This is a genomic window from Paenibacillus sp. J22P90 (assembly GCF_059692195.1).
In genome coordinates, this window is the sequence record NZ_JCAUAY010000001.1 from 399,619 (window position 1) to 412,591 (window position 12,973).

11 protein-coding genes are annotated in these 12,973 nt (G+C 50.2%); all 11 read left to right on the forward strand.

Annotation, left to right across the window (positions count from 1 at the left end):
- Positions 1–11 precede the first annotated feature (11 nt).
- Positions 12–788, forward strand: a complete 777-nt coding sequence (locus tag AC58UX_RS01560) for an enoyl-CoA hydratase/isomerase family protein (protein ID WP_497249041.1) — start codon at positions 12–14, stop codon at positions 786–788.
- An 18-nt stretch (positions 789–806) separates the two neighbouring features.
- Positions 807–1,577: a 3-hydroxyacyl-CoA dehydrogenase gene (locus AC58UX_RS01565; RefSeq protein ID WP_497249043.1), complete on the forward strand. Its 771-nt coding sequence runs from the start codon at positions 807–809 to the stop codon at positions 1,575–1,577.
- A gap of 25 nt (positions 1,578–1,602) precedes the next feature.
- Positions 1,603–3,999: a 3-hydroxyacyl-CoA dehydrogenase/enoyl-CoA hydratase family protein gene (locus AC58UX_RS01570; RefSeq protein WP_497250022.1), complete on the forward strand. Its 2,397-nt coding sequence runs from the start codon at positions 1,603–1,605 to the stop codon at positions 3,997–3,999.
- Positions 4,000–4,019: 20 nt separating this feature from the next.
- Complete coding sequence (locus tag AC58UX_RS01575) at positions 4,020–5,798, forward strand: acyl-CoA dehydrogenase FadE (protein ID WP_497249045.1); 1,779 nt, start codon at positions 4,020–4,022, stop codon at positions 5,796–5,798.
- Positions 5,799–5,826: 28 nt separating this feature from the next.
- Positions 5,827–7,026, forward strand: coding sequence for an acetyl-CoA C-acetyltransferase (locus tag AC58UX_RS01580; RefSeq protein WP_497249047.1), 1,200 nt, complete (start codon positions 5,827–5,829; stop codon positions 7,024–7,026).
- A 14-nt stretch (positions 7,027–7,040) separates the two neighbouring features.
- Positions 7,041–7,454, forward strand: coding sequence for a PaaI family thioesterase (locus tag AC58UX_RS01585; protein ID WP_497249049.1), 414 nt, complete (start codon positions 7,041–7,043; stop codon positions 7,452–7,454).
- 27 nt (positions 7,455–7,481) lie between these two features.
- The gene (locus AC58UX_RS01590) at positions 7,482–7,901 is read left to right on the forward strand and encodes a PaaI family thioesterase (RefSeq protein WP_497249051.1); all 420 of its coding nucleotides are present in this window, start codon (positions 7,482–7,484) and stop codon (positions 7,899–7,901) included.
- Positions 7,867–8,628: an electron transfer flavoprotein subunit beta/FixA family protein gene (locus AC58UX_RS01595; RefSeq protein WP_497249053.1), complete on the forward strand. Its 762-nt coding sequence runs from the start codon at positions 7,867–7,869 to the stop codon at positions 8,626–8,628. Before AC58UX_RS01590 ends, AC58UX_RS01595 begins: the two co-directional genes overlap by 35 nt.
- A gap of 20 nt (positions 8,629–8,648) precedes the next feature.
- Positions 8,649–9,605, forward strand: a complete 957-nt coding sequence (locus AC58UX_RS01600; RefSeq protein ID WP_497249055.1) for an electron transfer flavoprotein subunit alpha/FixB family protein — start codon at positions 8,649–8,651, stop codon at positions 9,603–9,605.
- 132 nt (positions 9,606–9,737) lie between these two features.
- Complete coding sequence (locus tag AC58UX_RS01605; protein WP_497249057.1) at positions 9,738–11,891, forward strand: (Fe-S)-binding protein; 2,154 nt, start codon at positions 9,738–9,740, stop codon at positions 11,889–11,891.
- 31 nt (positions 11,892–11,922) lie between these two features.
- Positions 11,923–12,966 (forward strand): zinc-binding dehydrogenase, encoded by a 1,044-nt coding sequence (locus AC58UX_RS01610; protein WP_497249059.1) that lies wholly within the window; start codon positions 11,923–11,925, stop codon positions 12,964–12,966.
- The last annotated feature ends 7 nt before the right edge of the window (positions 12,967–12,973 follow it).

Genomic DNA, 12,973 nt, shown 5'->3' on the forward strand with positions numbered 1-12,973 from the left:
GTGGTTAGAAGATGACGCTTGTCAAGGTAGAAAAGCAAAATCAAATGGCCATTGTTACGATAGATAACCCCCCGATGAATGCGCTTAGCGCAGCCGTAAAGGAAGAACTAAGAGAAACCTTTATCGACTTGAATGCTGACAATGACGTGTTAGTGATTATCGTAACAGGTGCAGGGCCTAAAGCGTTCATGGCAGGTGCAGACATCAAGGAGCTGCCGCAGCGGATCGGCAATCCGAATATTATTCCGCAAACGATGAAATACCATGAGACGCTGAATAGCATTGATTTCTCGGAGAAGCCGACGATTGCCGTCATCAACGGCTACGCTTTAGGCGGAGGCTGTGAGCTAGCGCTGACTTGCGATCTGCGGATTGCCGAGGAACATGCGCTAATCGGTGTACCGGAAGCGAAGCTGGGGCTACTCCCCGGCGCAGGCGGTACACAGCGCTTGCCTCGCCTTATCGGAGAGGCAAGGGCGAAGGAATTGCTTTTTACAGGTGACCCTGTTTCAGCTGAAGAAGCATGGCGGATCGGATTGGTCAATCGCGTGGTACCGAAGGGTGAAGGAGTGGAAGCTGCGCTGCAGCTGGCTGCAAAAATTTGCAATAATTCGCCTTCGGCCCTGATAAATGTGAAAAAAGCGGTCGATGAAGGCTTGGGATTACCCTTCCAGCAAGGTCTTGAACGAGAAGCTGAATTGTTTCAGGAGCTTTTTCTCAAAGAAGATGTCAAGGAAGGCGTTCAAGCGTTTTTAGAAAAAAGAAAGCCGCAGTTCCAAGGCAAATGATCACAGGAGAGATGAGTAATGGATATGAACAATAGTGTTGTTGTCGTTACAGGCGGCGCCTCGGGTCTAGGGGAAGCTACGATAAGAAACGTGATCAATCAAGGCGGTAAAGCCGCCATCCTCGATCTCAACGATGAAAGAGGGCGGTCTTTGGTCGAAGAACTCGGCCATGATCGTGTCCTATATATCCAAACAAACGTAACCGACGAAGAGGCAGTGAAATCAGCTTTAGACCAAGTTATCCAGAAATTCGGCAAAATGACGGCGGTTGTCAACTGTGCTGGGATTAGCGCTCCGCAAAAAACGTTTGGCAGAAAAGGGCCTTTTGATTTAGCGGCATTCACCAATGTAATCCATGTGAATTTAATCGGGACATTCAATGTCATTCGATTGGCAGCAGAGCGAATGAGCGAGAACGAGCCCAAAGCAGATGGCGAAAGAGGCGTTATTGTAAATACCGCATCTGCCGCAGCGTTCGAAGGACAAATCGGTCAGGCCGCATACAGTGCTTCCAAAGGCGGCGTTGTCGGGATGACACTTCCGATCGCCAGAGACCTGGCGGATTACGGAATTCGCGTCATGACCATTGCGCCGGGACTTTTTGAAACGCCGATGCTGGGCAGAAGATCGGATGAGGCGAAGCAAGCGCTTTGCAGTATGGTGCCATTTCCGAAACGTCTGGGCATACCTAGGGAGTTTGCACATCTCGTTCAGACGATTATTGAGAACACGATGTTAAACGGGGAAGTCATCCGACTAGACGGTGCTTTACGTATGCAGCCTAAGTGATCGCAGAGGGAAAGGGGCAAGCGCTATTATGTACTCAATTCAGACAGCCGCCGTTATCGGCTCTGGCGTCATGGGCTCCGGCATCGCCGCCCATCTCGCGAATGCAGGCTTGAAATGCCTGCTGCTTGACATCGTACCGACTAGTTTGATGCCGGAAGAGGCGGAAGCCGGCTTGACGTTGGAGCACCCGCAGGTGCGCAACCGTCTCTCCGAATCTGCGCTGGCGAAGCTCAAGGCCAATCCCAATACATTTTACAGTGAGGAATTCGCGGATCGTATCCAGCCAGGCAATGTGGAGGATCACTTTGGCAAGTTGTCCGAAGTGGATTGGATCATTGAAGTCGTCGTCGAGAATCTCGATGTGAAAAAGAAACTGCTGGGGCGGATCGCGTCCGTTTGGAAACGAGGCACAATCGTATCTTCCAATACGTCCGGCATATCGATCAATGAGATGATTGCCGATTGCGACGACGAGCTGAAAAAGCATTTTCTAGGCACGCACTTCTTTAATCCGCCTCGCTATATGAAGCTGTTAGAGATCATACCAGGACGGGAAACTGATCCGGCTATTGTCAAATATATGACCGATTTCTGTGAACGAAAGCTCGGTAAAGGTGTTGTTCTGGCGAAAGATACGCCGAATTTCATTGCAAACCGGATCGGCATCTACAGCCTGAACGTGACGCTACACGAAATCGCGGACAAAGGCTATACCGTAGAAGAAGTAGATGCGGTTACAGGGCCGTTGATGGGAAGGCCTGGAAGTGCGACGTTCCGTACGATCGATCTCATTGGACTGGATACATTTGCTCACTGCACGAAAACCGTGTACGACCAAGTTACGAAAAAAGCGGAGAAAGCCTCGTTCGGGGTGCCTGCGGTTCTTGCAGACATGCTGACGCGCGGGTGGCTTGGCGAAAAGAAAGGGCAAGGCTTTTATAAGCGGGTAAAAGGGGCAGATGGCACTAAGGAAATCCATGCGTTGAATCTGCAAACGATGGGGTACGAAGCTAGCGAGAAGGTAAGTGGAGCCTCGCTTGAGGCGGCGAAGTCAGCGAAAGGTGCAGGGGCTAAGCTGAAGGCGCTGCTGGCAACGCCAGACCGATATTCTGAGCTGGCTTGGAATTTGCTCAAGCAGGTGCTGCTGTATGCTTCGGAGCTGCTAGGCGAGATTGCTGACACCATTGTCGACATCGACAATGCGATGAAATGGGGCTTTAACTGGGAGTTGGGTCCCTTCGAGGTCTGGGAAATGATCGGGCTGCCGCAATCGGTCAAACAGATGGAGGAAGAAGGTCTTGAGGTGCCCGGCTGGGTGAAGAGCTGGCTGGCTGCTGGAAACGATAGCTTCTATTTGTCCACATCGGGCAAAACCTTTTTCTATTATCAGAACGAATATAAAAACGTAGAAACAAAGCCTGAGAGGATGTCATTAGCCTCCTTGAAGCAACAAAATAAAGTCGTCCTTGCGAATCAGGCTGCGAGCTTGATCGATCTTGGCGATGACGTCGTTTGTCTGGAATTTCATTCGCCTAATAACGCCATTGCGGACGATATTTTGTCCATGATTCAAGCTAGCGCGGAAGAAGTAAGACGCAACTACAGAGGCTTGGTGCTGGCAAACGAAGGCCGTCACTTCAGCGTAGGCGCCAATCTCAAGCAAATGCTCACGGATGCGCAGAATGAGAATTGGCACGAACTTGACGCATTCATTGCACGTTTTCAAGACGCGATGATGAGTCTCAAAGGACTGGAGAAGCCGGTTGTTGCGGCTCCACAAAGCATGACGCTTGGCGGCGGAGCCGAGGTCTGTCTGCCAGCAGACAAAATTATTTTCAGCCCGGAAACATTCTTCGGTCTCGTAGAAACGGGTGTAGGCTTAATTCCAGCCGGTGGAGGCTGCAAAGAAATCGCTTATCGCACAAACCGCTTGGTTAACAGGCTGGGCGCCGATCTGCAGACGCACATGAATAAAGTATTTGAAACGATTTTATTAGCGAAGGTTTCTAAGAGTGGATACGATACCGGACGGATCGGCTTTATGAGAGTCACGGACAAGATCGTGAAAAATCCGGACCATCGGCTCTACGAAGCGAAACAAGCGGTGCTTGAGATGGATAGCATCGGTTACATCCATCCGACCGCTGGCAAAATTCGCGTGATTGGCAAAGGCGGCAAAGCCGTCCTGATAGGGAGAGCCCAGATGATGCTCGAAGAGGGAACGATCAGTCCTTACGATAACGTCATTGCCGGTAAGCTCGCTCACATATTGTCAGGCGGCGATGTGCGGGAAGGCACACTCTTGACGGAGCAGCAGATGCTTGATTTGGAGCGAGAAGCGTTTCTCAGCCTCTGTGGTGAAGCCAAGACGAAGCAGCGCATGCAGCATATGCTGACTACTGGCAAAGCGCTGCGAAATTAAACACTGAAGGAGCGACAGCCATGACAATAACGAGTAGGAAAACAGCAGGCGGCAGTTTTATGATCGAAGATCATGATGCGGCTCTCGTCATTACGCCTGAGGATTTCTCAGATGAACATAACATGATTCGAGATACGACGTTGCAATTCGTCGAGGGGGAAGTCGTACCGCATGACGAGCAGATCGAGAAGCTCGACTATGAACTAACGGTAAAGTTACTGGCAGGGGCTGGTGAACTGGGTCTGCTTGGCGCTGATGTTCCTGAACAATTCGGTGGCTTGGGGCTAGATAAAGTAAGCTCCACCATCATCAGCGAATCTCTCGCTAGGGGATCATCGTTTTCCGTATCCGCAAGCGTACACACGGGAATTGGCACGCTCCCAATCGTGTATTTCGGCAATGTGGAGCAGAAGAAGAAATACTTGCCCGAACTGGCAGCCGGAACAAAGGTTGCAGCCTACTGTTTGACTGAGCCAGTCTCTGGCTCCGATGCGCTCGGTGCGAAAACGACGGCTAAGCTTAGCGAAGACGGTAAGCACTACATTTTAAACGGATCCAAATTGTTCATTACGAACGCAGGCTTCGCTGACATATTCATCGTTTATGCGAAAGTTAACGGAACCGACTTCAGCGCCTTCATCGTGGAGAAGGATACGCCTGGATTCACGCTCGGTCCCGAGGAAAAGAAGATGGGAATTAAAGGCTCATCCACGCGTCCGCTTTATTTCGAAAATGTCTATGTGCCTGTTGAAAACTTACTCGGCGAAATCGGCAAAGGGCACTTGATCGCCTTCAATATTTTGAATATTGGACGCTTCAAATTGGCGGCTTGGTGCCTCGGCGCAGCGAAAGAAGCGATCGAGATTTCGAGCGAGTACGCGAATGCCCGCAAGCAGTTTAATACGCCGGTTGCCCATTTTCCACTGATTGGCAAAAAGTTGGCTGAAATGAACATCATGACCTATGCAATGGAGAGCATGATTTATCGCACAGCAGGCTTGTTCGACGAAACGCTGCAGCATCTGGACTACAATGCCGCAGACGCCGGCGCACAATCCGCGAAAGCAATTGCTGAATATGCGATTGAGTGCTCCATGAACAAAGTTTTCGCATCGGAAGCGCTGGGCTTCGTCGCTGATGAAGGCGTGCAGCTGCACGGCGGTTACGGCTTCATTCAAGAGTATAAAATCGAGCGCATTTATCGCGATAATCGGATTAATCGAATTTTTGAAGGAACGAATGAAATCAACAGGCTGATTATCCCTGGAACGCTTATCAAGAGAACTATCAAAGGCGAGCTGCCGCTAATGCAGGCGTTCGACAGTGTGGCTAACGACATACTGGCTTCGCAGCCTGAACAAGTTGACGGCATTTTGTCGGCAGAAACGCAGCTGGTCGCCAAGGCCAAGCAGATCTTCCTTCTCATTGCTGGGCAAGCGGTGAAGAAGTATGAGAAAGAGTTCGATAAACAGCAAGAAGTGGTTGGATGTCTGGCGGACATCATGATTCAAGTTTTCGCGATGGAAAGCGCGCTGCTCAGAACGAAAAAGCTCCTTGCGCGCAGCGGAGAGGCAAAAGCGGCGAATGCTGTAGAGATGACGCAAGTTTATGTGCATGAAGCGTTTGAGAAAATAGGTTCACTCGCAACGATTGCGCTTTCCGCTATTGAATCCGGCGAGCCGCTCTCCACGCAGTTTGCTCTTCTGGAGAAACTGACGAAGGCACAGCGCTTGGATACGATCGCATTAAAAAGAAATATTGCCAAACGCGTTTCGGAAGCTGAGAAGTACGTTATATAAACCGAATTATTCGGGAGAGGGATCAACCATGAATCCAAACGATGTTGTGATTGTCAGCGCAGTTCGTACGCCGATTGGCAGCTTTAACGGCGCTTTGCGGGAGGTTGCTGCGGTCCAGTTAGGTTCTATCGCCATAAAGGCGGCCTTGGAGCGAGCAGGAATCCCATTAGATCTAGTGGATGAAGTCATCATGGGCAATGTTCTGCAAGCAGGTCTGGGGCAAAACCCTGCCCGTCAAGCAGCTATGCTGGCAGGTCTGCCGCAAGAAGTTCCAGCGATGACGCTTAATAAAGTGTGCGGCTCCGGATTAAAAGCTGTGCAGCTGGCCTGGCAATCGATCCAAAGCGGGGAAAGCGAAATCGTAGTAGCCGGCGGGATGGAGAATATGAGCCAAGCTCCCTACTTATTAGAAGGAGCCCGATCCGGTTACAAAATGGGGAACCAAACGGTTGTCGACAGCATGATTCGCGATGGCTTATGGTGCGCCATGGGCGATGTGCATATGGGAATCACAGCCGAGAACCTTTGTGACACCTATCAGCTTACACGTGAGCAGCTGGACCAATTTGCTTATGAGAGCCAGCAAAAGGCGGCGGCAGCTGTAGCGAATGGCAAATTTAAGGATGAAATTGTGCCGGTTGCGATCCCGGGGCGGAAGGGGAATACCGTTATCGTGGACACAGATGAGTATTCTCGAGCGGACACAACGCCTGAAGTTTTGGCCAAACTGCGCCCAGCCTTCAAACAAGACGGCCTCGTAACGGCAGGCAATTCGTCAGGCATTAACGATGGAGCTGCGGCTCTAGTCGTCATGCGGGCATCCAAAGCGCAAGAGCTGGGGATCTCCCCGCTAGCTATTATTCGCGCCAACGCGACGGCGGGTGTGGATCCGTCCATCATGGGCATCGGCCCGGTTCCTGCCACACTAAAGGCGCTGGCAAAATACGGACTGGGCATGTCAGATATTGGCCTGATCGAAGCCAACGAAGCATTCGCTGTCCAATCGCTCGCCTACGCCAGCCATTTTGAATTCGATTCGCGTATTCTCAATGTTAACGGAGGGGCCATTGCTTTAGGTCATCCGATTGGTGCAAGCGGTGCCCGCATTTTGGTCACATTATTGCATGAAATGAAGCGAAGAGAGGTCAGATTCGGTCTTGCTGCACTGTGCATTGGCGGTGGACAAGGCATTGCATCTGTTCTAGAACAATGGAATGGATCGCTTTAAAAGGGGGCAACCAGGTGGAGGAAAATAAACAAGATCATTTCTTAGAGGGTATATCCGAAGCAGCGAAGAGCACGTTTGTCGGGTTCCTAGGATGCCGCTTTGAAAGGATAGAAGATGGAAGTATTTCAGTCAACCTAGATCTTATGCCGCACCATCTCAACAAAATAGCGATTCCCCATGGCGGTGTCCTGGCCAGTATGCTCGACACGGCAATGGGTGCAAATGCCCACATGGCCAGACCTAACGAAAAAATGGTAACGACGAACATGAATGTGCATTTCGTCTCTGCGATTCGTGAAGGCAAACTGATTGCCAAAGGCGTCGTGATCCATCAATCGAGAAGCACCTTGACGGTTCAAGGCACAGTTACGGACGAAAACGGTGTCATTTCGGCCATCGCGACAGGAACGTTCCGGATTATGAATTGACGGGAGGGGATTTTTCTGTCAGAGGCCATGGAAAAGCTAGGTAGTCAACTTATGAAACTTGAAGACGGGGAAGCTGCTCTGGAGCTGTCCATTGCGCTTTCACATTTGGATAGCAATGGTTATGTCCAGAACGCTGTTTACTTTGCCATGATCGAAGGCGCCCTTGACATGACCATGCGCACGGTGACTGTGGAGCCTATTATTGTAACCAGTTTTAACTTTAGTTCGTATTCGCAAATTAAACAAGGTACACTCACCGTTGCTGCTAGGGTCTTGCATCGCGGGCGCAATCTGTTGACAGGGGAAGCCAAGCTTCTGGATCAATCAGGCACAGTACTAGCCGTTGGGGTAGGTACATTTAAAATTTTACGTAAAAAATCAGGATCCGAGAGCGAGAGGAATGAGCAGAACGATGAATATTCTAGTATTGCTGAAACAAACCTTTGACACGGAAGAAAAAATTGTCATTGAAAACGGGAAAATTAACGATGCTGGCGCTAAGTTTATTATAAATCCTTACGATGAGTACGCTGTAGAAGAAGCAGTAAAAATCAAGGAGGAATCGGATGCGGAGATTACGGTTGTTACCGTCGGTCCGGAGCGGGCAGAAAGCGCACTGCGCACCGCTCTTGCGATGGGAGCGGATAAAGCGATTTTGGTCGATCCAGGCGAAACGGCAGTCGATGAATATACCGTTGCTAGCTTGATCGTTGCAGCCGTAAAGGATCAAAACTTCGATCTCATTCTTGGTGGAAATATGTCCGTAGATTCCGGTGCAGGTCAAGTTGCGATTCGCGTAGCCGAAGCGTTCGGAATTCCTCACATCTCGACGATTACCAAGCTTACACTTGACGGAAGTAAAGCGATTTTGGAAAGAGATGCCGAGGGCGATGTCGAGATTATCGAAGTGAGTCTCCCGTTCTTGGCTACGGCTCAGCAAGGATTGAACGAACCACGCTACCCTTCTTTGCCGGGAATTATGAAAGCTAAGAAAAAACCTTTGGACATTGTAACGTTAGCCGATCTTGGTTTAGCCAATGTGGAGGCGAAGACAACACTGAAGGATCAATATTTGCCTGCGAAGAAGCAAGCGGGACGTATTTTGAACGGTGAACTGAAAGCGCAAGTATCCGAATTGACACAGTTGCTTCGCAATGAAGCTAAGGTGGTCTAAGACAGAAGGAGTGATAGCAGATGAGTAAAAGAGTTCTTGTTCTTACGGAAGTTAAAGGCGGCAAACTGCGTAACGTATCTTTTGAAGCTTTAACGGTTGCTAGTCAAATTGCAGCAGGCGGGGAAGTAACGGCTGTCCTATTCGATGCTAATGCGGAAGCTCACTTTGCGGAAATCAGTAAATTCGGCGCTAACAAGCTGTATGTGACTAAAAATATAAGTACGTCTGAAGCCACAAGCCAAGCATTCGCTGCACTCGTTCAAGAAGTCAATCCAGATGTCATCTTAGCCGGGCATACGGCACTAGGCAAAGATATCGCGCCACGCGTTGCTGCGAAGTTAGGTGCCGGTCTCATCTCCGATTGTACGGCTGTAGAAGTAAACGGCGACGAAATCGTGTTCACACGTCCCATCTACTCCGGCAAAGCTTTTCAAAAGAAAAGCTTTAATGGCGGGAAAGTTTTCACGACGCTTCGCGCTAACAACTTTGAAGTCGCAGAGAAGTCTGGGCAGGCGGAGCTAGTAAACTTTCAGCCTGAAATCAAAGATTTGCGAACCATTGTAAAGGAAGTCGTGAAAAAAGCGGCTGGCGGCATCGATTTGAGTGAAGCCAAGATTGTCGTTTCCGGCGGTCGCGGCGTGAAAAGTGCGGAAGGCTTCAAGCCGCTGCAAGAACTGGCTAACGTTCTGGGAGGCGCGGTTGGTGCTTCTCGAGGCGCATGCGATGCCGATTATTGCAACTATTCGTTGCAGATCGGTCAGACTGGCAAAGTCGTCACGCCTGACCTCTACATTGCCTGTGGAATTTCTGGGGCGATTCAGCACTTGGCTGGGATGTCCAACTCGAAAGTGATCGTTGCGATCAATAAAGATCCAGAAGCTCCGATATTCCAGGTGGCGGATTACGGGATCGTCGGTGATTTGTTCGAGGTTGTACCCCTGTTAACCGAAGAGTTTAAGAAAATGCTAGTTTCTTAAAATAGCGTGTGAAGCAGTACGTGGAGCATAGAGAGGGATCACCGTTCATGCTCCGCGTTTACACATTTTGATATCGCTTTCATAAATGGGAAGTCATTTTAAGCAAGCCAGCAAGAGGGGATGGATGGCATCATGTGGCAAGCCGCAAAATTGGTTTTATTTTTAGCCGTTGTCGGGTATGCGCTATTTCTATTTTATAAGGCGGTATATCACAGATACTTATATTTGAAGCTTGGAAAGCCGGTTAATTTGCAAAAGGAAGCGAATGAGCGGCTTAAAGTGTTTTTGGTTCAGGTTTTTGGTCAAACCAAGCTGATGAATGACCGTAAAAGCGGTATTATGCATATCGTCGTATTTTATGGCTTTATTATTCTTCAGTTAGGCGCGCTTGACCTGATCCTCAAAGGGCTTATCGGACATGAGCTGCCGATTCCCTGCTATGACATGTTTGGGCTTATTCAGGAAATCACGGTGGCTGCCATTCTGATCGCGATGGGATATGCGGCGTACCGCCGGTATGGCGAGAAGCTCAAGCGGTTGAAGCGCGGTTGGAAGCCGAGTCTTGTCGTGTTCTTCATTTTTACTCTGATGCTTTCCGTTCTGTTCAGTCTAGCGTTCGAACGCGTTATGCATGGGATGGACGCTTCCGGATACGCGCCGATTTCTTCTGCATTGGCTGCTGCATTAAACGGCTTGTCAGCGGATGGCGCCAAGATCGGATTTTACATCGCATGGTGGGCGCATCTAGTTATCTTGCTTTCCTTCCTTGTGTATGTCCCGCAATCGAAGCATTTCCATATCATCACAGCGCCGATTAATATTTTGCTGCGCAAGACAGAGCCAGTTGGGAGATTATCCAAGCTCGATCTGGAAGATGAAGAGGCCGAATCGTTCGGCGTAGGCAAAATTGAGGATTTTACGCAAAAACAAATGCTGGATCTGTTCTCTTGTGTGGAATGCGGGCGCTGCACGAATGTGTGTCCTGCCGCCAGCACAGGGAAAATTCTTTCCCCGATGCATCTGATCACGAAGCTTCGCGATCATTTGGTGGAAAAGGGGACCGTCATTACTTCCAAGTCGCCTTGGGTACCGGAATTTGCGTTTGCCGGCAGCGGTACGCACACGATGCAATATCACGATAAGCTGGGCAGTTATCAAGGTGAGGGCATCACGGACATCGCGCCTACACTTGCTGCTCAGAAACATGCATGGACGCTAAGCGAATCGTCTGCGACAGAGGTTGAACTGGTCGGCGATATTATGACCGAGGACGAAATTTGGGCTTGTACCACATGCCGCAACTGTGAAGACCAATGTCCGGTCGGCAATGAGCATGTAGATAAAATCGTCGACATGAGACGTTTCCTCGTCCTGACGCAAGGCAGCATGCCGCATGATGGGCAACGCGCGCTTCAGAACATCGAGCGTCAAAGCAATCCTTGGGGCATCAGCCGGAACGACCGTGTGAAATGGGTGCAGGAAGTCGATCCCGATGGTGAATTGCATGTTCCGACGGTAAAAGAAAACCCGAATTTCGACTACTTGTTCTTTGTAGGTTCGATGGGCTCCTACGACAACCGCAGCCGCAAAGTGGCGCGCGCGTTCGTCCGCTTGCTGAACGAGGCTGGCGTTAACTTCGCGATTCTCGGCAATGAGGAGAAAAACTCCGGAGATACGCCGCGCAGGCTGGGCAATGAATTCCTGTTCCAACAGCTCTGCGGTGAGAATATCGCGACGTTTGAGAAATACAACGTTCGCAAGATCGTGACGACTTGCCCACATACGTTCAATACGTTGAAAAATGAATACCCGGAATTCGGTCTCGTAGCGGAAGTGCTGCATCATACAGAGCTGCTGGATCTTTTGATCAAAAACGGCAAGCTGAAGCCGCAGTATGAAGTAAGTGAGCGGATCACCTATCACGATTCCTGCTATCTCGGACGCTATAACAACGTCTATGATCAGCCTCGCGACATTTTACGCGCAATCTCTGGTGTAGAACTGGTGGAAATGGAGCGCTCACGCGAGAACGGCATGTGCTGCGGTGCAGGCGGCGGCATGATGTGGATGGAAGAAGATACAGGCAAACGCGTCAACATCGCTCGCACCGAGCAGGCGCTCAGCGTGAAGCCGACGGTTATTTCCTCCGCTTGTCCGTACTGTCTGACAATGATGGAAGACGGCACGAAGATGAAGGAAGTAGAGGCGGAAGTAAAAACGCGCGATATTGCGGAGATTTTGGAGCAAGCCGTATTTGGCGCCGTCGTGCCAAAGGTACTTGTCTAAATAATAAAATCGAACAGGGAGCTGATTCTCAATGAAAGCAGCAGTTATGGAAGCGTTTAACGAACCGTTAGTTATTAAGCAAGTCGCTGATCCTGAGCTTACACCAGACGGCATTATTCTGAAATTGGAAGCGACAGGCGTATGCCGAAGCGATTTGCACGGGTGGCACGGACAGTTAGGAGGCGTTTCGCAGTTTCCGCACATTCTCGGTCATGAGGTCAGCGGATTCATCGAGCAAGTCGGTGCGAACATCCGTAATTTCAAAAAGGGCGATCGCGTTATCGTGCCATTCCGTCAAGGAGACGGCGTATGTCCGCACTGCTTGGCTGGGCATCACAACGTTTGTGACAACGGCAAATTGGTCGGGTTTGCATTCAATGGCGGATTCGCCGAGTACATGCATATCCCGAACGCAGATCGAAATCTGATTCATCTGCCGGAGGGTGTTGATTTTCTAAGCGCAAGCGCAATGGGCTGCCGCTTTATGTCGGCATATCACGGCGTAATCGCACAAGGCAGCGTTCGTCCAGGCGAATGGGTTGCCGTGTATGGAACAGGCGGCGTGGGTCTATCCGCGATTCAAATCGCTGCTGCCGCAGGCGCGAACGTCATTGCTGTCGATATTTCTGACGAAAAGTTAGCCTTCGCCAAATCGATGGGAGCTGCGCTGACGGTCAATAGCAAAGAGGTGAACGCGCCGCAAGCGATTAAAGAACTGACCAAAGGCGGGGTGGAGTTGTCCGTTGATGCGCTAGGCATTCAGGAGACGGTCATTAATTCCTTATTGAGCCTTCGGAAGCGCGGAAGACACGTGCAGCTCGGCTTGAGCCCGAACCCGAACGGCGGTATGACACCGGTTCCGGTCAACTTGATTGCGGCGAGCGAATTGCAAATTATCGGTTCATTGGCGATGCCGATTCCAGAATTCCCAACGATGCTGCGCATGGTGGAAAGTGGCTTATTAGCTCCTGGAAAGCTGGTAACGAAGCAGATTGCACTAGAAGATATTAATGCTGCCTTTGAAGATATGGCGAATTATAACGGTGTAGGCGTGACGGTTATTACGAAATACTAATGTGAGG

What these genes read in the sequence shown, in the direction of transcription:
- AC58UX_RS01560 (WP_497249041.1), top strand. Translation starts at nt 12, where the DNA reads ATGACGCTTGTCAAGGTAGAAAAGCAAAATCAAATGGCCATTGTTACG.
- AC58UX_RS01565 (WP_497249043.1), top strand. Translation starts at nt 807, where the DNA reads ATGGATATGAACAATAGTGTTGTTGTCGTTACAGGCGGCGCCTCGGGT.
- AC58UX_RS01575 (WP_497249045.1), top strand. Translation starts at nt 4,020, where the DNA reads ATGACAATAACGAGTAGGAAAACAGCAGGCGGCAGTTTTATGATCGAA.
- AC58UX_RS01580 (WP_497249047.1), top strand. Translation starts at nt 5,827, where the DNA reads ATGAATCCAAACGATGTTGTGATTGTCAGCGCAGTTCGTACGCCGATT.
- AC58UX_RS01590 (WP_497249051.1), top strand. Translation starts at nt 7,482, where the DNA reads ATGGAAAAGCTAGGTAGTCAACTTATGAAACTTGAAGACGGGGAAGCT.
- AC58UX_RS01595 (WP_497249053.1), top strand. Translation starts at nt 7,867, where the DNA reads ATGAATATTCTAGTATTGCTGAAACAAACCTTTGACACGGAAGAAAAA.
- AC58UX_RS01600 (WP_497249055.1), top strand. Translation starts at nt 8,649, where the DNA reads ATGAGTAAAAGAGTTCTTGTTCTTACGGAAGTTAAAGGCGGCAAACTG.
- AC58UX_RS01605 (WP_497249057.1), top strand. Translation starts at nt 9,738, where the DNA reads ATGTGGCAAGCCGCAAAATTGGTTTTATTTTTAGCCGTTGTCGGGTAT.
- AC58UX_RS01610 (WP_497249059.1), top strand. Translation starts at nt 11,923, where the DNA reads ATGAAAGCAGCAGTTATGGAAGCGTTTAACGAACCGTTAGTTATTAAG.